The organism is Paenibacillus sp. FSL W8-0194 (assembly GCF_037969745.1).
GTDB classification, from domain to species: domain Bacteria; phylum Bacillota; class Bacilli; order Paenibacillales; family Paenibacillaceae; genus Paenibacillus_AQ; species Paenibacillus_AQ cookii.
In genome coordinates this window covers 589,825-609,932 of record NZ_CP150205.1, presented here as the reverse complement: position 1 = coordinate 609,932, position 20,108 = coordinate 589,825, and the positions used below count along the sequence as shown (strand labels likewise).

Sequence of the window (20,108 nt, the reverse complement as noted above, 5' to 3'; positions counted from 1 at the left end):
AAGCCCTCATCCCCATAAGGGACGAGAGCTGATTGCTCACGTGTTACCACCCAAATTCATCAATGCCTCGCGGCACTCACCTCGTCAGGTACGCCGCAGGCAAATCCGCGGTTATACCCTAGCACGTTAACGGGTGCGGGCATCCGGCGCAGCCTACATCCCGTGCGGGATTCGATGCGCAGCTCCAAGACCATGTTCCCGGGGGTATTCCCTGCTCCTTTTCAGCTGCCGGAGCTCTCTGCAGAGGGCGTCGCCGCGGTACTCTTCTTTTCATCGCTTTTGTCGAGTTTGAAGTTATTGGAAGAATTATACACAGAAAGGCGAAGCAGAGTCAAGAATGAAAAGCCTTGTTCCATGAAACCTGGGCTTACACGAATTCCCCATTGTGGATCAGCCCGAGCCTTTTAGCCTCTACAATCGCCTCCGAGCGTGAACGCACGCCCAGCTTTTCGAAGATCCGGGTCAAATTGTACTCGACCGTACGCTGGCTCATAAGCAGCTTCGCGGCGATATCCTTGTTGCTGCTGCCGCCTGCGACCTCCTGCAAAATTTCCTGCTCCCGCTCATTAATGGAGACGTCCTCCATCGTCTTATCGTTGCGGATGGAAGAGAGCCGTACCTCGCTTCGCCGCAGCTGCCTCAAAAGCGAAACAGGGATTACCGCTTCCCCGCGGAGCGCGCAGCGGATCGCATTTAACAGCTGCTCCCGGCTGGCCGTTTTGCTTATGATGCCCGAAACACCCGCCTCCACCAGCAAATTGAAATTCGAGCTGATCTCGTAGCCCGTATAGATCAGAATCCGAAAATCCGGATTGATGCCCATCAATCGTTTGGTAAGCTCCAGACCGCTGATCACCGGAATGTTCAGATCAAACAGCATGACGTCAAATTCCTGGGTTTTGGCTATTTCCAACGCCTCCGGCGAATGATAGGAAACCGTTACTTCCATATCGGGGTCCTGTTCGATCATCGTTTTCGTACCCTCACAAACTGAAGGATGGTCGTCAACTAGCAAAATACGAATCATCGTTCTCTCCTCCTTCTTCACTGTGGGGATTCATCGGCAGCGTCAACTGAACTTCAAAGCCTTTGCCCGGTTCCGAATGAAAAACAATATCCCCGTCAAGGCTGCGCACGCGTTCCTTGATGCCCGAAATCCCCATATGCTTGAACGAATCGGTAAGTTCCGTCAACTGAAGCCCGCGGCCGTCATCCTTATAGTAAAAATACAATTCGCTGTCGCGCTGCTCCAGCTCGATCAGGATTTGGGACGCCCCCGCATGCTTGTCGGCGTTTCGCAGCAATTCCTGCACGATACGGTAAACCGCCAATATTTGCACGTCATTAAGCTCGATGACGGTCGGTTCCGCCCGAAGCGTCACGGAATAATTGGAGCGGATCTGCTCCTGCTGAATCAGCTGTTCCAGCGCCTCCACGATCCCCATCTCTTTCAGGAGGGGCGGGCGCAGCTCGTTGCAGGTCTGCCTGATCTGATGTATAACGTCGAGAAGTCCTTCTTTGATCTGGTCCAGCTGTTCCAGCAAACCGTCTTCCATCGGGTAATCCAGCATCAGCGACTCCAGCTTCCGGTACCAGATGAGCTGATCCTGCAAAGCCGCGTCATGCAGATCCGAAGCAAGCCGTCTGCGCTCGTTTTCGGAAAGGGTAAAAATCAGGCGGAGCACCCAGGAAGGCGCTTCCCTCTGGCTTTTCATCTCCATTTCCAGGTTCTCGATCAACCCTTCGATCAAATACAGGTTTTCGTATACGATCCCGCTGTAATGAGCTATCGTTTTGAGCCAGTTTTTTTCGTCCATGTTGAGGCTCGTATGGTTAACCTTTTCGTCGATCCACAATACGTGCTGCGTTGTTCCGTAATTGCCCGTCACCAGCCCGGTGCCGACCGGCAGGCGGATCATATCTCCTACCGCCGGCTTATGACCCAGTTTTTGCAGCGCGGCTTCGATCTCCGGAGCGGCTTTCCCGTCCCCCGAAACCGCAGGTCGGTCCATGCTTTTATCCTGAACGATTTTCAGAAAGGAGACATTCCGAACGGGCAAAATCATGCAGACCTCCCGCTCCAGCAGCTTCTCCAGATCGGAACGTTTCATCACCTTCGAAATCCGCTTGGAAAAGCGGTCGATGCTTCCTTGAAAATCATGAGTTTCCTTAAGAAAGTGCGGCCTGAGCCTATAGTCCATAAATTCCTTGGCGAACAAAAACAGCGTAATCATGAAGTAGACCAATATAAAAATTTGAATCCACTTGACCCAGGTATATTGATCCTGATGCATAATTACGGCCATCAAACCGATGATGACCAAAGCCGGAATAAAAGAAATCGACGTATAATAAAAGAAGCGGTTCAGCACAAAGTCGATATCAAACAGCCTTTTCGTGATAAAGAGATAAAAATACACGACCGGAATGGCCACCAGAAAAATCGCCGTCAGCTTTGCCGGGGCAAAGGACAGGCCGAAAAACCCGGGAATGGCGTCAAACAGCAAAAATGGCAGAAAAGCAACCGTATGTCCGGTTAACGTAATTTTGAAAAGCGAGCGGAGCTCCCCGGAACGGTGCTTTATGAATTTGCTAATCAATTTGTAAACGATGACCACATTGGCGTACACGAAAAACACAAGCAGCGCCGTCGTCTCATACGGATGGATCGGGATTCCGGGAATGACGCTCAGCACCATCATCATGCCGACCAACGAGGCGAACAGGTAAAACGCTCTGAGCCCCGCCCTGGTAATAAATCGTTCTTGATAGTTCCGAAGATAGGCCTCCATAAAGTGGATAAAGAAGACCGGTATGCTGGCGAAACTGATTCCGAGCGTAATTCTTCCGACGGGGTTCAGCAGCCCCGAAGCCGCCGAGCTGAAATAACTTAGACCAATGCTCAGAAAAAACAGGATCAAGAGCTTGGCAGCCCGGTCTTCCTTTTCCTTCTTATATACATAAACCGAGAAAATCAGCAGCAGCACCAGAGATAAGCCGGGGATGACCAGATAAAATAACGTGCCGTACGCCGAAACGCCATGATCAACGGGCAGCGTTATCGTATACGAAGAACCGTCCGGTGCTTGACGTTCGATCTCGATGTGGTCTGCGCCTACAATGACTCCATACGTCCGGATCGCTTCCGATTGGAGGGGATCGGCTCCGTCCACATTGACCACGATGTCGCCGGGCTTAATGATGCCTTTGGCCCAGCTGTCGGGCTCGATGGCCGTCACGGCCATGCGGCCGTCCGCGTTCGGAGCGACGTCGATCCCCATGTCCCGCTGGTTGATGATGACGCCTGCCAAATATGCGACCAATACGATGAGTGCAATCCATCCTGCAGCAAGTTTGATGTTATTCGTCCATTTCGACAATGAAGTAGGCCTCCAGATCACTTAGTGTGTTGTATGGGGGTTAAGCAACTTGAGAATTTAAGCCCAATATGCGCTTTTGCGGAGGGAGTCATCCGGTTTGCGCTCTTGCATGACATCCAAGAATGCGCGCTGTTCGAATGCCGACATGCCGGCCAGCTGCAGTTGTCCGTTTTGAATCCGGGCCATAAATTCAGGTTCCGTTACAATTTTGCGAATCATTTCTTTCAACATTGTCGTTTCCTCCCAATGGATCAATTTGCTTCCTTTGATTTCAATATATCAAGGCAGCATCCATTGCAAAACGACAACGTATCACGTATTTCCCGCAAATCGATTGCGTGGGAGTTTGCGGCATCATTGCGGTACCCCGAACAAGTTGATCAGCTTGTTACCGCGCGGCTTCGATCATTAAGTCACGCCATTTCGCGTCCATCTCCATGCCCTCGATGATGTTCAGAAACCGGTAATAGTGGGATCGCATCCGAACGGAAGTATATAATGCGGTGCCTGTCCGCTGCACCACGGCGCAAAACTCCTCTTCGCGATGCAGCACCTCCTCCGGTTGGAGGCGACCCGCAAAATAGTCCACGATCCAGCGTTCATCCTGTTCCTCGGCAGTAGAAAGCAAAAACAGTACCGGGAGCGTTTTTTTGCGGCGCAAAAAATCATTTTTGTTTCCCCAATCCAGCAAATCCCTATAATCGTTTTTAATCTGAGCGGCGATGCCGACCTCCCGGGCATACTCGGCCACCCGTTCGTCCGCCTGTCCGGTAGCCAAAATGACTCCAATCATGCAGGCGCATACCAATAGGGCCGCCGACTTTTGCTCCACCATCTTCAGGTATTCATCCTCGTCGCGGGCGGCATTCAGCAGATCCAACGTTTGGCCGTTAATGGCCACCAGCATTTGACGGTTTAAAAAGGCTGCGGACTCATGCACCCTCTCCAGCGGAAAGTCGCTGTAAAGCAGCGTCTCCTGGGATAAGGTCAAAAAGCCGATGGCGAGGTTTAGCGCAATATCCTTCGAAAGCCGGTGCCAAGGCATTCCTCCATGGTCTTCATCCTGCAAATCGTCGATGATGTCCAGGCCAAGAATCATCAGCTCCACCGCTGCCGCAGCCCTGTAGACGGCGTCGCCTTCCCCGCCGAACATCCGGTAATGCAAAACGGTCATTTTGCCGAACAATAGGGATTCGGCTTGCTTCACCCGCAAAGACGCCAAAGCAGCCTCAAGCAGCATTTCCACTCTGAAAAACGCCTTTGCTTGGCCTTCCAATTCGGACATGATCCTGGGTTCAAATTGCTCCACGAACTCCCCTCCCGAAATTTCGCAATTTCCACCAATATTTAACTCTTATTTTAATGGATGCTACAATCCGTTTCCATAGTTTTCCTAAAACTCCCCCGCAATTGATAGGCCCTATAATATTGAAAAAAAAAAGCATCTGCAGGCCCTGGATCGGCCGGCAGACGCTTTTATTCAGCTTATTAGGCAATGACAGCGGGAATAACGCGGAGTGATCAAACTCGTAAAACCGATCTCCTGATCGCGAAGCAGCATTTTCCGCTCATGGACGGTAGAAAGCAATGTAATATAGGAGCTGTAGTGGTCGATCAGCGATTTGAGGAACTCCTCTTCCAGGAGCTGTCCGGCAGGCACCGACAAAGGACTCGACCAACGGATTTGATAAGCTTCGAGCTTGCGGACCATGCAATCCAGGCAAAAGGTTGGGTGAGTGACATACATCGGTCCAATCTCAGCGATCCGGCCTTGCACGACACGGCACAGAAACAGGGTATCTCCCCGCTTGGAATCTATCTCCTGCTTCAGCTGCCGAAGCTGTCCGGGCTCGCGGTACAAGACCAGATAGTTTCTCGGAGCGTTCGTGTCTTCAGCCGACGGGGTCTGCCACAACCGAAGGTCCAAGTCCGTGTCCTCGTATGCGATGACGGCAAACTCCGAGCGCAAATATTCCCTGGCGACGACCAGCGACAATGAATAGAGATCCACGTCGGGGCCAACCTGCGAAAAGAACCGTTTGAACCTTTCCAGCCCTTCCGAGCGGACCCGGTCCACCAAAATCCCTTTATGGTACAAGTTTTGGACCCCCTGGGCGCCCGCAGGCAGGTCCTGATTCTCCAAGATCCGCTTCAGCTTCTCGGGCTCTTGATGGGGAATCGTGTAAAGCGGATGGTCGCGGCGGTAACGGTTCATCACCCGCAAAGCCTTTTCGGCCGGCTCAAGTTCGAAAAAGGCATTAATCATTCGAATGTCCTCCTCCTTTACCCCAGCAGCATGGCGTACACGCAGTGCTGGTATTTTTGTTCACGCACCTGCAGCATTTCCTCCACTTTATCGGCAAAAAAACCGCAGATGGGCAGCGTTCGTTTATCGAGCGCGGTACTGATCAGCTGGATGTTCTGGGCGATATGGCCTGCCTCGATCAATGCAAGCTTATAAGACAACCGCCCGTATTTCCGGAAACTGTACTGCAGGTCTGCAATGAAAAACAGCAAAATCGAAACGCCTTCCAGCATGGAACTGCGGGCATCCGTTTTGTATAGCGTCATCGGAAGCATCCGTTCAAGCTCGCCTATTTCAAGAGAACCCCGATACCGGTAGAGCTCCTGCTGTACCGGCGCGTAATAATACACGCCTTCCTCCAGCCCCTCCACGCCGCGGATATACATGTACAGCTTAATCGGATACATGGCGCCGCCCGACGGATATGTACGCATCGCAATCACTTCTTCCGTTCCCCGGCTGCCCATATGGCGGTGAGTATCGCGGATTCCCGCCGACCAGGTCAACAAAGCGTTCACGTCGGATAACGTCCACGTCTGCCCCATGCCGTTAATAAAGGTTGATCTTCGTTTAAGCAGCAGCCGGGCCAATTCGGCCTCCGCGTTTTCGGGAAACGACGCTCCCCGCTCCAGCGCAATTTTCTCCAAATATTCAGGCAGGGGCACTTCATGCTTGGAAAAAACGTAATCGTCCAGCGGCCGCTGGTTAAAACGCCATGCGACGGACCGCGGTTCCTGATTCGCCAACTCCTCGAACAGCACGTCGTAATCATAAAATTCGGAAAGCTCGTTATGAGACGGTTGCATTTCCGTTCGCCTCCTGACCGGTATGGAATCTCCATAAAACTTCATAAAGCGCGTATTCATATTCCGGGCCCATCCCGAGACGGTTGTTCAGCATATGAAGATGGGAGTAGAATATCGACCTGACCTTTTGATCGTCTTCAATCGCATCCGCCATCGCGGAGCAGCCGGCAATCAGCCTTTCGCGCAACCTGCCGTACTCCTCATCCGAACGGATCAGGCGGGAGGCCGCTTCTTTCAGCCGGGGATAATCCTTCCCTGCTTGAACGAAACGGTCCGGAATCGACATCCGTTCCAATTGATAGAGGCGTTTCCAGCTGTCCGCGCTTTTGCGGTAATAGGAAACCACGCCGCCAAGCCGGACGTTCCCGGCGAAAAAGAGATTCGCCAGCTCCTCCACGGCCGTCATGGCTACCAAAAAACGTGCCGTAAACGAAGATTGCTGCGTAAGTCGGAGAAGCCGAACGGCCATCCGGCTCGATTCAAGAAAAAGCGTCTCCGTCAGCGGCATCAGCTGCACGCCGCCATACCGCTCGTATTCCGGCTCATAAGGCTTTGCCACGATCTCCCCTTCCTCGTACCAGCCCAGCTGTTCAAGCGACAACGGCACCCCGTCGAATTTATGATTGCGGAAGTACTCCTGCTTGGTGAGCCGGCTGCTGGCGGGATGCTGCCGTATCCACGATTCGGCCTTTTCAAACAGTTCTTCCGCATCCTGCCTCTCCGGACCGAGATAACGAATGCGGATATGCGGTCCGTCCTCCCAATATCTGAGAAAAAACCATTTTGAAATGTTCCCTTCGGCCATCCATCTCTCCATAAGATCGGCAAGCAGCAGGATCAGTCCGTCGTACATGGCGTAATTTTGATAATAAATCCGGTAACTTTTCCAGGTTTCCATGGAATATCTCCTCCTATCAAGGAAACGGATGGGGCTCGGGATTCAATTCAAACTTCCCGCGAAAGCCCCGCCGCATCCGCTCGCGGCTTAGCCGCTCGGGAATAACGCGCCGGTGCTGATGACCGAAAGTCATCGGGAGCATGCCAGGCACAAGCACCTTGGCTGCATAAAGGCCGAATTCTGCAACCTCGCCGGGCGTTACGTCTGCCACGTATATATTTTCGTAATGCTGAAGCACTTCCGACGCCAACTGTTCCAAATCCTCCGCCAAATCCTCATGGGTAAAGCGGGAGCTTTCATAAAATATTTCCCTATACGCTTGCCGGACCGGAAGTTTGGCGGATGCGTCCCGGTTCAGCAAGAATCCCAGACCTCTCCCGCAGTTTTCCTCGCTTGCATAATAAAGCACATGGTCCTCAAATTCCGTTACGGCTTCCGGCCGGCCTGCCAGCTGCCGCACCCGCTCGCGCATCGCCTCATCCCGGCGAAGCGCATCTTCATAAATCGGAAGCGACGTAATGACCTCCATGGCGGCCGATTCAATGGCTTTTTCGGGAATAAAATGGGCCGCCGCCGCATTATAGCATTTCATGAGCGCATTCTTTCGGGTATCGTAAGCCACGGCCCATACGCTCGGCACCCGAAGTTCCATCGTAATATCGAAAAACCGGACTTGGATCCCTTCCAGCTCCAGGAAGTAAAGGAGCTGTTTCAACTCGTCCAGGCCGGTATCCTCGATGTCAAGCTCCTGCAACGGAAGCCGGTTATACCAGGCGCAGAGGAAATGATCCCGCTCGATCAGTTCGAACAATCCGTGGAGCACCGCTTCTTCACGGGAGCTTCCTAACGCGAGTCCGTTCGAGCTGTCGTACACAAACCGATTGGTCTGGTCCCTGAAATGCCCGTCGGCGTAATAAACGAGCTGCTCGGGGACCAGAACCTCCCGCTTCTCCTTCAGCGAATAGGCCGGCGTCCAGTATATAGGCAGCTCCTCCGTGTAATGTTTCAGCCGGAATTCCGGATGTTTCAGATCGGCTTCGGTATGCAAGCCGAAATCCACCGGATTCGCCGCGATGGCGCGCACTTGGGCATAACTTTTCTTCTCGGCCGAAGGCGCCTCGTGAGCGCACATGCCGCAATACCGCTCGACAGCCTCCAGAACGGCCACCTTCTCGGCATCCGTCCGACGATAGGCTCTTCCGAACCCGGTCTCAACATATGCCGGACTCACCCGAATTTCGACGCCGCCTGCTTCGATCATGGAAGAGCGAAGCTCGCGATAGCTGTGCGTCGCCGTTCCGCTGTCCCTGTCGAACCAACGCTTTAGGACCGCGCCTGTATCCGGGCCGGAATTCAGGCGGTATATCCGGGGGGCTGGCTTAAATCCGCTTTGCAAACCATGGATGAATGGATTTTCGCGTTTTACGTCCGGCGAACATATAGGGCAATATCCGCTTCGGCTCAACACGTAGGAATCGGCCCGCCATGCATCAAACTGGATATGCTCCGCCCGCTGGTCATAACGTGCAAGCAGTTCTCCTGAGAGCTGAAACGCCTCCATCATATCCACGACAAATTCGGCCGCTTGGGGATGCGGCGAAGACAGCCCCGGCTCCCCGTATGCGAGCGAAACGATATTTTCCCTGCCATTCGCCTGCAGCCTCCGCTTCAAGCAGGCGAAGCATACGCCGGACCGGTCTGCGACAAACGGGCCTACCAGGAGCGTATTCAGCAATTGATGATAGAAAAATACGCCCCCGGCGGGCTGGGGAGCCGGTTGGAAAAACGGCGCGAATTCCTCTTCCTTGAGGCCATCGGAGATGACGTGAAGGACCATGCCCGGCTTGCCGGACCTCTCTTGGGTCAGCCGGTACAACATGCCACGCCGGTCCATCTCGCCCAGAACTTGCTGGAACAGCATGCCGCCCGTTTCATATAACAACAGCTCTTTCATGCTTGCTTCCCTCCTTTGCGGCGCAATTGAATCACGGATATTCCGCTGTCCTGAAGCAGCGGAATCCGCATCGCCCTGACCTCGTATATCCGGGTGATCAGCCGATACAGATCCTCCGCCCGGCAAGTCTCCGGACGGTCCAAGTCTCCGGGGGGTTGCGTTTCGATCATCCGGAAACTTTCCGGACCCGCGGCCCGGATTCCGTTTTGGCGGACTAAGGCATAATAAAGGATCAGAGCATCCTCCATCACCCGTCTGGACGCGGTGCCGTATACCCTGTCCGTCCACGTCTCCTCTTTAGGGCCTGCGGCTGCGCTCCACAGCGAGGTTCCAGGAATATGGTCCACATGGAGATACAGCTGCTCCTTCTCCTTTACGAAGCGGTTGATCATGGCATCTATTCGCCCATTCAGGGCAAGTTCTGCATAAGGAATGACCTGTCTTTCCACCGGCCCCTGCTCCAAGGCATAGGTCGTCATCAGAAATTGGGCGAGCCGCTGGAGCCCGTGCCGGGATCCGGCCACCACCAACCAGGCTGCCTCCGGATCCATCTTCTCCAATCGGAGTTCCAGGTTGCGGCAGGATGCGTATACGATCTGCTCCGCGCCCGATTCCCCGGCAAAGAAACTGCCGTCATCCGCACTCGCCAACTTGTAAGGGACCTGGATCCATTCATTCCGGCGGAATAGAAAGCTCGTAATGATGCGGCTTTCGAGGCGCTCCATCGCATCGATCATTGCGGTCCATTCCAAACGTTCCTCTCCGGAGAACAGTTCCCGCAAATCAAGTTCTTCCAATGCGTAGTCGCTTAACAGTTCTTTTTCTTCCGCGATCCGTTTGGCGTCCATGGCAATCGCAAGAACGGTCTTGGCTTCTTCATTTCCTGCATCCCCCGCACGGGCCCGGCTTGCGGCTGCCAAATGCCCTGCGTAAATATCGAGCAAAAGATCGTCCTTTTCCTGCGGGCCGGCTTCGGCAGCTGCCATCAGCTCCGCATAGTTTTGTGGAGTCACGTTTCGGAACAGCACCGACGTTGCGCCGTCAAGATGCAGCATCTGCCACTGGCCGGAAGCCGGGGGAAGCTCCGTTTCCAATATTCTGGTGCCGGCCGCAGCAGAGGCTGGTTGCTGAACGGGGCTCCCGGATGTTTTCCTTTTTAGAAGACGATCCGCCAATGTCTGGTCGATCTCGGCCATTCTGCCCGGCTTGCCTCCAAGCACGGCTTCTTCCAATATCCGCTGGGTTTCCGGCGGCATTTGCAGGCGGTGAAGCCCCTTCCTTTCATACAGATAAAGCCGGTCTTCCTGCTTAATCAGCCAGTTTGCCATAATCGGTATCACCTGCCATCTTCATTTCCAAATATCGATATGCAGCCCGCCAATCCATGCCGAAGCCGCTCTCCACGCATTCCGCCACCAGTCCCGTAATCCGCTGCCTCCGCAGCGAAGAGATGCCCAGCAGCGGCATCAGCGAGTACAAAGCGGAAGCCACGAACCGGTATACAATGAACCCTTTATCGTGGTAATGCCGTAAAAATTGCGGATTCGAATAAAATGTCCGGTGAAATTCGCTCACTTCGTCATGACGTTCAAAAAAATCATCGCCATGCGTCAGCTTCTCCACCTCCAGCTCCCCCCCGTCATAAGCCTGCGCCAGCATCGCCGAAAGCGAATGGACGAAGATTTTGAACCGCCCGAAGAGGAACTCCCGCTCAAAGATCCCGTTTGAAAATTTCTGTACGCCGTCCGCGATAAATTCCTTTTCGGCTTCCGACCGGCCCAATAGCGCCGCCCGGATTTTCGCTTCGATGGCCGGATTCTTTTTCATGGCTTCGATCTGGGTTTTAAAGTATTCGAAATTCGAACGCAGGGATAAGTAGCCGACTTTGAGCCCTCCCGGACTGCCGCTGCCTGTAATGAGAAATATTTTGGCGAATTCAACGTTCTGCCTGTCTTCCGAAAGCTTGTTCCAATCCTCGTAAATGTCCGCAAGCAGCTGGCTTTTCAGCAGTTCCATCCCATAATTGATCCTGGGGCTGCACAGCGGATTTCCGCCAGTCAGCCGCTCTTCCTCCTTCACAACTACTTCGCCGTCCCGGCACAAGGGTAAATAATCCCCGGAGTACCTCTCCATACCGGCAAGCTTATGAAGCATCTTCTCGTATTTTTCATATTCCTCCGCACTGCGCGGTTTAGCATAACGTTCCGCGGCCCGCCGGATCATCCGTTCAAGACCTTGGTCGGCCTCGGACACGGGGAGCGTCGTTTTGACATGGAAGCCGTTCACCCAGCTTTTTTGCAATATGGCATTTTTCAGGCTCCCCGCTTGGATATACCGGACGATGCCTCGAAGCAATGACGCCGACGCCTCGCTGTCGTACAAAAAGCAGCTAATGGTTCGCAGCCGCATCGCCGTACACCTCCCCGCAAGTAATTTCGTAAGTGTACTCCCTGACGCATTCCTGTTTCGGATCCGCCACGGGAAACTCTTCTTCGAGCATCAGGTACCCGGTCTTACCCGCCAGCTGAATCAGCAGGTGGAACAACAAAGGCGATGAGAGGTTAATGAATTGCGGCTTGCGTTCGCCCCCTTCCGTGACTTCCTCCATCTCCGCCATGAATGCGCGCACATAAAACCGGCTAGGCACGCCATGTTCCTCCATGAAATCAAGCACCCGCTTCCAGGAGCCGAACCGATCCTTTTCTTTATACAGCTCAAGCAAAGTTTTGGCAGGAATCAGCCATTTGGCGCGGGAAACGATTAACTCGGAATCCCCGAAGCTGATCCGCGGGACGCGAATGATTGCATCATCATGCCCATCCCAATGTTTCAGCCGTTCGCGGATGACCAGCTCCCCAAGGTCAAAATAACTTGTTCCATGGGAAGACAACACGTCAAAAGTGGTTAAAATAGCCGGTGCGGCGACCAGGACAAGCGTTCCCAAAAATTGCGGGCGCACAACCTCTCCGGTCTCCTTCTCAAAAAACTCCACGCTCCCTGTGGAAGCGTTGTATCTCAGGCCCAAATCCAACCAGGAAAGGAACCGCTCGGATTCCGTCATCGATTGGATCGGCAGCGCGATCTCCCTTTCGACTGTTTTTTTCCGGATGTTTGCGTTAAAGCCAAACGTGTTCCGTATATCCGCCACCCGGTTGCCGTCGAAGCATTCGCTCAAGTATTCGCCGTACGCGGCTCCCGTATCTTTCAAATATTTGAGGAATCTCGCAAAATAGATCGAGAAGCCTTTATACATATGGTTAACGACCATACGTTCACCGTCTTCCTGCACGAAAAAGGAATGGGAAAGCAGCCGTTCGCCGAGCACCTTCTCGATTTGCCGCAGCCACCGGGAAATGTGGTCGTCCGGAATAACGATTTCCTGGCGATCCCCTGCCCCGGTCAGAAAAGATGCCAACTCTCCGGCAATGTCATGCAGGCTGCGAATGCGCGGATGCATATATGCTTTATTCCAGTTGAAAAAGCCGTAGGTCTCTTTCATCAGTTCCGTATCCGAAAAGATCACCTGGGCCATATCCCTGAGCATTCTCGAAGCTTCCTGCGAATTGCTTGGCACATAGGATCTGCCGTAACGCTGCCGGAAAAATTCGCCTGCGGCAAACTGCATTTTGACGACTGTGTCAAAACACATCATCAGCCATTGGTATTGCGACAGCCGATTCAGCTTATGCTGCTGCTCGCGGTAGCTGCGAGCGGTCACCTTTTCGTCGATGCCGTCAATATACAGCATGCTCCGCCGCGGTATCGGATCCATGCCGAACATCGCGGACAGTTCCTCAAGGGCTTCATACAGCCGTTCCGCCCTGGTACGGTCAAAGGACGCCGCCAGTTCTGCGGTCAGCTTGCGCAATTGCCGAAACGCGTCCAGGCACGGGTGTACGATGCCGTAATGCTCAAGCTTTCGGATGAGTTCAGCCAACAGCTCGCCGGATTGTTCGTTGAGCACGTCGGTACGTTCAAGAACGCCGCTTCCGATCAGGTGGCGAAGCGTGCCGTCCGCTTGATCCCCTTCAATGCCGAGGCCGGTAAGGGTTGATTTCAATTCGTCGTACGAAAGCGGGCCACGATCCGACAATTTGCCAAAAAGAGCCCTGAGAGCTCCGCCCGAACGCAGCGTCACAAGACCCTGTCTGGATTTGTAAAGCTGCCGCTCCCCCTTCGCATTTTGCAGCACCGTAATGTAATATTTGCCTTCCAGCTCCACGCATGTGGCGTTCAGCCGGTAATGCAGGCGGGTCATAAGCTCGGGCTCCAGGCACAGCCTGTCGAATGCTTGAAGGATCAGCGAATCGTTGATCCGGGGATACAATTTTTTGCATCCTTCCTTTCCCGCGCCGTCGAAGCTGCCCATCCCGGAGTACGTCAGATTGGCAAAAGGGCTCGTCTTCATGCTGGCCCGGGTTAAAAATTTGATTAAGGTATAGTCGAGCTTTCTCAAGCTGCGGTCATGCTGCTCGACCGGCGTCTGCAAATATTTTTCCAATTTGGGCACGATGGCGCTGTTCATGAACATGACGGCATCGCATAGTTCCGGATCTTCCCGGTAGACGTCGTGCAGCCATTGCCGGTCGGCGCTGGAAAGCTCGCCAAACTCTTCTTCAATCTCTGTCATATCGGACTGCGCGGCTTCACGGGCGGCAAATACGCCCTCCACTTTTTCCCGCAAGCCTGCAGGAAACCAATGCTTCACCCGCTCGTAGCGGCCTGGGGCCGAAGGCCGGGCATTAAAAAAATCACGCTTGAAGCGGATCGCTTCCATGCGGTCATGATCCTCTGCGATGCCGGCAATTTCATGCTCCATTTCTTCGATAACTTCTTTGACCCGGGGTTCGAGCCGGGTTGCCCGCGCTTTGGCTTCCGCATACCTTTCGGCCAAATCGCCCAAATAATGAGAGACCCGCCGCAGCGGAAAATGGGTTTCCCTATAGATATAAAGGGGGGATACTTTCATCGTTTTCACTCCCGGTTTCGTAAAGTCGTATTCTTTCAGCCCGTTCTTCAGCCTGCTCGAACATCCGGACAATCGCCCGCAGGCTTTCATATCCGTACAGAAGGGCCTCTTCGCCAATATCGAACGACGCCGTATGCACCGCGTTATGTTCCCTTATATAGGCGCCTATAAAGAAATAACAGGTCCGAAGGCCCGGCAAATCCCTGGCATAGAAAGCAAAATCATCGCTTGAAAATAAAAAGGGCGAGTTCAACACCGACTCCTGACCGAATCTCTTGCCGAGCAAGCCCCGGATCCGTTCCGCCAATATGGGGTCATTGGCATACGCAGGATACTCCGAGACGACCCGGTTCCACAAAACGCTGCGCACGGAACCGTTGTGCTGCATCCGGTGGAGCAGCTGGGCGTATCCGCTGCGGTTCGCTTCCTCATCCGCCGATCGGAACGATAGGAAAAACGTTATCCGGTCAGGAACCGCATTGTAGTAGCCGTTCGTTTCGATATGCGTAACTTTACAGATGCGGCGCTCATCGTTATATTCCCGTTGGAACGCATGGACTTGGGCCAACAGTTCCATAACATCCTGTTGGTCCGCCGCATGGCCGGAGCAAAGCTCCAATCCGAGCTCGGCCGTCAGGGCGCCGGCAAGCGCCGTGCCGCCCCGCAGCGCGAAGTATCCCGGATACAAATCAGGCGTGACATGGACCGCGAACATATAACCGATATCCCGGTTACGCAGGAGCGGAACAAGCTCCCGCGCGCCTCCCAGCACTTCCTCGGCCGCCTGAAAGATGAAGACAAGATTTCTGCGGGGACCGACCTCATCCGCCCATCGCAGCAGCTGCAATAAAATCGACATATGGGCGTCGTGGCCGCAGGCATGATTCATGCCGGCATGGCGGCTTCTATAGTCGAGCTCCTTATCGTCCCGGATCGGCAGTCCGTCCAGCTCAGCCCGAAACGCTACGGCCGGTAGCTTCGACCCGCCGTCATAAGATGCAATCAAGCCTTTGTCGGAATGATGGTCGATGCGAATCCGCCGGGTATGCTGACGGATGTAATGCTCGACAAAAGCCCTCGTTTTGATTTCCTTCCCTGCCGGCTCCGGAATCCGGTGAAGTTCTCTCCGAATTCTCCGCAGTTCTTCGAATACGTCCGGCATGGCGGCTACCCCACCATCGCGCTTCTTTTGTATCGGTACACGAACAACGTGACCACGAGCAGAGCCGCGATGTTAAGCGTCAGCATCCCGATGTCCTGGATTGCGTTACTGCCGGCCGATATCGCTCCGACAGCCTTGTTCAAATAAAATCCGGGGAAAAACTTCTGAATATGGACCATGAACTCCGGCATATGAAGTCCGAGATCGTTCGTCAGATTCATTGCCATAAATCCCATGTAGAGCGGGAAGGAGAGGGATTGAAGCGAAACGACATCCAGCAGGAATCCCAGGCTCAGCCCGATGAAAATGTAGTAGAGGCTGGAGTAGACCGCAAGCAGCTCCATTTTCAGCAGCATTCCGTCGATGTTCAATCTGAAAACGGCAAGGCCGAATACAATAATGACGGCGGCGATCAACACGTTGAGCAGCAGCTGGACAAACGCCGTCACAAAAATGAATTTTCCCGGCGAATACGGCGTGACGGCATAGATGCTGCCAATGTAGGACTTTTCCTTGGCGACGCGCGTGCTAAGCGTGTTCAGTCCGCTCCCCGCCGTTCCGAACAACGTGCAAAATACGGCAAGATAAGTAATGTATTGCCCTTGGTCGCCTTCCGGCTTGGCAAAAGCGTTCAAAACCACCAAAAACACCAGCGGCAGCACCAACGTAAAAAATACGAAACGTTTGTTGCGCAGCACCTTCAATATTTCATAACGAATGATCGTGATCATGCCTGTTTCACTCCTTCTTGCGGATTCAGATCATAAATTTCCCGGTAACAATCCCTGACTTCCTTCAGCCTTTCCTCAAACGTCATGCCCCGCTGCTGCAAATACGCGCAAAGCACGGAATGTTTATTCTTGTCGGTGACATACAGCTTGCGGTCTTCCAACAGACCCCCGAATTGGCGCTGGAGATCGAATGCTTCCTCTGCCGTCTCCAGATAAACGACGATCACCTTTTGGGTGTTCAAATCCTCTTTGCGCACATCGGCGATAATCTCGCCGTTCTTCAGGAAAATAAACCGGCGGCAATAGTCATTCAACTCGTCGAGGTGATGGGAGGTTACGAAAATCGACTTGCCCTGCTCCTGAATTTCCCGGATTTTATTCCAGAACATTCGGGAGGCCGTCACATCCATCCCTACCGTCGGTTCGTCCAGGAACAGCAGCTTGGGATCCGCCGCCAGCGAAAGTGCAAAAGACAGTCTCCGTTTCTGGCCGCCGGAAAGGTTTTGGACCATTGAGCGCGCTTCTTTGACAAGATCGCCGGCCTCGAGCAGGGCATGGGTGCTTACGTTTGATTTGCTGTAGCTTTTGTGCAATTCGATCACTTCCCTGACCCGCAAATGATCCGGAAACAAATCGTGCTGAAGCATGACGCCGACATCTTGCCGCGTATTAAAGTTCCGGATGATCTCGCCGCCATCAATCGATGTAAGGCCTAATACCGAACGGATCATCGTCGTTTTCCCGGCTCCATTCGGCCCAATCAGCGCGATGCTCTCCCCTTCGTCGATCTCGAAGCTTACTCCGGACAATACCTGTTTTTCCTTAAAGCGCTTTTCAACCTGGTTAAATTTCAACAGCATCAACAATCTCCTTCTTCCCTTTAAAAATTTGGCCTTCGTAAAATATGCCATGTCTCTGTTTCGGGCTTCGTACGAGGAGCTTTATAGAAACTTTAGAGCCTTTCCTTTAAGGAAAAGGATGAGGCGCATGCTGAATGTCTCCCGGCGCAACGCCCCAGAGCCGGGCTGCTTGCTCCAGCCGCTTCCGGCTTAACATCCGATGTTCCTCTCCAAACCAGAGCTGCTGTAAATGGGGGATCAGCACTTTGACGACCTCCAGGCCCAGATGCGTATATCCCTCCGGCGTCTGGCGGACCAGAATGACGTCGCCGAAAATGGCTGTCAGCCGGTCAAGGAGCCCCGAAGTTTCGCTAGCCATATCAATGGCGGTATATCTGAGTTTTTCGTAATAATCTGCAAAGCGTTCCATAAGATCCACGTCGCCGCCTCCGAACAAAAAATCGAAATGATGCCTTTCCTCCGGCAAGAAGTAGAGGATCGGGTGATCTTCGACTTCCCGAACGCCCTGGCGCTTGATGCGTTTGGCCTTCTCACGGATTTCGCCGGTATGCGTATCGTAAAATTCAAGGGCGAGCAGCATTTCCTCGAGCGCGTTCTGAATGGCTTTCTCCGGATCGGGATGCGCCGCGGACGTCGAATACGCCGCAAACTTTTCCGGCGTCCTGCCGAAGCAAAGCGCCCAGATGACCGGGATTCCGGTATCCATGGTGATGTCGAACAACCTGACATCGTAGTCCAGCTGCTCCAGCCTTCCGCACATGTAACGGGCTTTGCCGTTCGTAACGGATTCCAGTCGAATTTCCGGGGGCGCATGCCGTAAATACCAATGATTCAGAAAAGCATCCCGTTCGATCAATTCGAGGCAGGCATAATACACGCTGTTCAGAAGGCCGGTACCCACCGCGTTGCCGTTGGAGTTCCCTTTATAAACCCGCAGCGCGCCGCCCGGATAATTCTGATCCATTTTGTAGTAAGCCAAGCTTTCGGGAACATACGTTAGCGCTTTTGAGCTCCAGGAATAGGCGGGGATCCATGGCAACTCGCCATCTTCGTCAAAGGGAATCAGACTCTCGCTTGAACCTGCAACATCCCTGATAAAGATCCGGGGATCCGTCACATGCCCCGACTGCCGCATGGCGTTAAAACTGGCGCGGGCAACCGTTCGCTCCCGGCCTCGCGGATGCATGCCCGCATACCTTTCGAGGGCTTCAAACAAAGACTTGCGCTCGCTTGCCCGATAATCGGTCGTACTTCCGATCCCCATTCCATATTTTTCTTCCCTATTTACCCGGAAAAAGGTGGAGACGGAAAAGAAGGACCGCGTATTCCGGTCTTTATAAACGATAAAATTCGAGTCGGTATTATCCGCCCTGAATGCATCGCTCGGAATGGAGGCCTCCTTCGGGCGATAACTGTCTCCATACGTGTAAACCGCCTTCTCCCTAAAAGCCGCCGCAAACGCTTCGGCGTCATCCGGCTTCCCGCCTTCCGGGCAATTGGAGCATCGTTCCGCCGGCCAAAAGGTCAGCCGTTTCAACAACCCGTTTCCGTTCATCCGGTAATAGTCCAGCAGCCCCGGCCGCCTGCGCTTGCGGAGCAGCATGCCGAAGCATTCCATCACGAGATCCTCGGGTACCTGCAGGTCTCCGACCAGCCTGCTGGGCGCCCCTTCAAGCCGATATTCATGCTCCCGAAGATTGAAAGTCCTTCGTTTCAGGAAGCAGGAAGGGCAGCCTAATTCTTCACGGTAAAAAACCGGCCCGACGATGCATTCATGCGCGTCCACGTGCAGCAGGGCAAATTTCGGAGGCTTCCGCTCCAAATATCCGTTTGTTTCCGGACGGTCGCCGTACGTGATCAAACAGGGCAGCCGTTCCCCCTCGACCTCCAAAAGCGTCCAAGGCTCTCTCCGGTTCAGTACCTCGTTTAACGCGTGTGTTGCGATCATGAATCATCACCTCCCCCCAATAAAGCAAACCCGTATTTGCGGGAAAACCCGTCTTCATATCGAAAAAGAGGAAGCTCGCCATTCTGCCGGTCCCGTGTATGATAGCCCCCCGCCAGCCTATTTTCATCCCTGAAAGTTCCTGCATTAGCCTCCGTGGATCCTCCCTTTCCGCGGAGTCTGTTCCATAACCGGAACAAGGCATCCTCCAGATCCTCTCCGAAAGCCCGCAAAAGAACTCCGCCGCTTTTCCATTCAACGCCGTATACCGGCATCAAGGCTTCAATGACCTTGTAACTCATGACAGGCGGGAATAACACGGGGCCGGGCATCCAAAACGAAAATTGTCCGGGATCGAAAATCCGCTGCTCTGTTTCTTCCCCGCCATTCAATCCGTAACGGTTGATATGATTCAGATAGGCGGCCCGATCGGTTAATCCGGGAGAAAGCGTGCGGTAGCTGCAATAATGGGTGAGCATGTATGCGTACATATCCTCCAGCACCCGGCGTTTGCTCGGACCGTCAAATTTGCGGACGTGATCTCCGAAATCCGCCGTTAACGTCCAGTACGTTTCGAAATCGATCTCTATTTGCCGCACCCGCTCCTGAACCAATTCCTGTTCAAGCACGCTTTCATCGCGTGTTTCTTCTCCCAACTTCAGAAGCGGGCTTCGGACCAGCGGGCAGCATTCCGCATGAGCGGTTTCGGGCAGCGGAGCAATGGCCACAAGGCCGTCAGCATCCATCGTGATGATGCGGTCTCCCTCCCATAACGGCGTTTCCAACAGCTTGGGAAGAGGAAACCTGTTCAAAGAAGACACCGGATATTGCCGCCCAAGACAGCTCATGCACACCCCATCGGCGAATATGATCCGGTCTCCCAACTCGTAACGTTCCTTCGGCCGGGGCCTTTCCGTCTCCCGCAGCAGGCTGCGAACGCGGGCCACCCACTCCGCTTCCTGCGGGTTCGAATCAGGCTTTGCAAAAAGATGGACGATATCGTCATAACTGGCAGCTGGAAGACTGATCATCCGGCTGCGTCCAAGCAATTCAACCCTGCCGGGGCCGCCAATGATCCGCACGGGACTTTTATCCATC

General features: G+C 53.7%; 16 protein-coding genes and 1 other annotated feature. All 16 genes read right to left on the bottom strand.

What is annotated here, in order from left to right; translation table 11 throughout:
- Nucleotides 1–14 precede the first annotated feature (14 nt).
- Nucleotides 15–283 (bottom strand) — a binding site (T-box leader).
- Between the two features lie 84 nt (nucleotides 284–367).
- The 16 genes from MKY58_RS02635 to MKY58_RS02560 all read right to left on the bottom strand — a co-directional run bounded on the left by MKY58_RS02635 (nucleotide 368) and on the right by MKY58_RS02560 (nucleotide 20,107).
- On the bottom strand, nucleotides 368–1,027 hold the full coding sequence (locus MKY58_RS02635) for a response regulator transcription factor (RefSeq protein WP_339323345.1): 660 nt from the start codon (nucleotides 1,025–1,027) through the stop codon (nucleotides 368–370).
- On the bottom strand, nucleotides 1,005–3,380 hold the full coding sequence (locus MKY58_RS02630; protein WP_339323344.1) for an ATP-binding protein: 2,376 nt from the start codon (nucleotides 3,378–3,380) through the stop codon (nucleotides 1,005–1,007). The genes MKY58_RS02635 and MKY58_RS02630 overlap by 23 nt, the downstream gene beginning before the upstream one ends.
- Before the next feature lie 57 nt (nucleotides 3,381–3,437).
- A complete protein-coding gene (gene comX, locus MKY58_RS02625; protein ID WP_156124503.1) occupies nucleotides 3,438–3,611 on the bottom strand; it encodes a competence pheromone ComX in 174 nt (57 codons plus the stop codon).
- A 157-nt stretch (nucleotides 3,612–3,768) separates the two neighbouring features.
- Nucleotides 3,769–4,689 carry a polyprenyl synthetase family protein gene (locus MKY58_RS02620; RefSeq protein ID WP_339323343.1) on the bottom strand — a complete coding sequence of 307 codons (921 nt, stop codon included), beginning with the start codon at nucleotides 4,687–4,689 and terminating at the stop codon, nucleotides 3,769–3,771.
- A gap of 171 nt (nucleotides 4,690–4,860) precedes the next feature.
- Nucleotides 4,861–5,646: a hypothetical protein gene (locus tag MKY58_RS02615; protein ID WP_339323342.1), complete on the bottom strand. Its 786-nt coding sequence runs from the start codon at nucleotides 5,644–5,646 to the stop codon at nucleotides 4,861–4,863.
- A gap of 17 nt (nucleotides 5,647–5,663) precedes the next feature.
- Entirely contained in the window at nucleotides 5,664–6,491 is an 828-nt protein-coding gene (locus tag MKY58_RS02610) for a SagB/ThcOx family dehydrogenase (RefSeq protein WP_339323341.1), read from the bottom strand.
- On the bottom strand, nucleotides 6,475–7,389 hold the full coding sequence (locus MKY58_RS02605; protein WP_339323340.1) for a thiopeptide-type bacteriocin biosynthesis protein: 915 nt from the start codon (nucleotides 7,387–7,389) through the stop codon (nucleotides 6,475–6,477). The genes MKY58_RS02610 and MKY58_RS02605 overlap by 17 nt, the downstream gene beginning before the upstream one ends.
- A gap of 16 nt (nucleotides 7,390–7,405) precedes the next feature.
- Nucleotides 7,406–9,343, bottom strand: coding sequence for a TOMM precursor leader peptide-binding protein (locus MKY58_RS02600; RefSeq protein ID WP_339323339.1), 1,938 nt, complete (start codon nucleotides 9,341–9,343; stop codon nucleotides 7,406–7,408).
- Nucleotides 9,340–10,671, bottom strand: coding sequence for a hypothetical protein (locus tag MKY58_RS02595; protein WP_339323338.1), 1,332 nt, complete (start codon nucleotides 10,669–10,671; stop codon nucleotides 9,340–9,342). The genes MKY58_RS02600 and MKY58_RS02595 overlap by 4 nt, the downstream gene beginning before the upstream one ends.
- On the bottom strand, nucleotides 10,652–11,752 hold the full coding sequence (locus tag MKY58_RS02590; protein WP_339323337.1) for a hypothetical protein: 1,101 nt from the start codon (nucleotides 11,750–11,752) through the stop codon (nucleotides 10,652–10,654). Before MKY58_RS02590 ends, MKY58_RS02595 begins: the two co-directional genes overlap by 20 nt.
- Nucleotides 11,733–14,312: a lantibiotic dehydratase gene (locus MKY58_RS02585; protein ID WP_339323336.1), complete on the bottom strand. Its 2,580-nt coding sequence runs from the start codon at nucleotides 14,310–14,312 to the stop codon at nucleotides 11,733–11,735. The genes MKY58_RS02590 and MKY58_RS02585 overlap by 20 nt, the downstream gene beginning before the upstream one ends.
- Nucleotides 14,284–15,474: an amidohydrolase gene (locus MKY58_RS02580; protein WP_339323335.1), complete on the bottom strand. Its 1,191-nt coding sequence runs from the start codon at nucleotides 15,472–15,474 to the stop codon at nucleotides 14,284–14,286. Before MKY58_RS02580 ends, MKY58_RS02585 begins: the two co-directional genes overlap by 29 nt.
- Nucleotides 15,475–15,479: 5 nt before the next feature.
- The gene (locus MKY58_RS02575; RefSeq protein ID WP_339323334.1) at nucleotides 15,480–16,205 is read right to left on the bottom strand and encodes an ABC transporter permease; all 726 of its coding nucleotides are present in this window, start codon (nucleotides 16,203–16,205) and stop codon (nucleotides 15,480–15,482) included.
- Nucleotides 16,202–17,065 carry an ABC transporter ATP-binding protein gene (locus MKY58_RS02570; RefSeq protein ID WP_339323333.1) on the bottom strand — a complete coding sequence of 288 codons (864 nt, stop codon included), beginning with the start codon at nucleotides 17,063–17,065 and terminating at the stop codon, nucleotides 16,202–16,204. Before MKY58_RS02570 ends, MKY58_RS02575 begins: the two co-directional genes overlap by 4 nt.
- A gap of 106 nt (nucleotides 17,066–17,171) precedes the next feature.
- On the bottom strand, nucleotides 17,172–19,013 hold the full coding sequence (locus MKY58_RS02565; protein WP_339323332.1) for a YcaO-like family protein: 1,842 nt from the start codon (nucleotides 19,011–19,013) through the stop codon (nucleotides 17,172–17,174).
- Nucleotides 19,010–20,107, bottom strand: a complete 1,098-nt coding sequence (locus MKY58_RS02560) for a hypothetical protein (protein ID WP_339323331.1) — start codon at nucleotides 20,105–20,107, stop codon at nucleotides 19,010–19,012. The genes MKY58_RS02565 and MKY58_RS02560 overlap by 4 nt, the downstream gene beginning before the upstream one ends.
- Nucleotide 20,108: the final 1 nt, after the last annotated feature.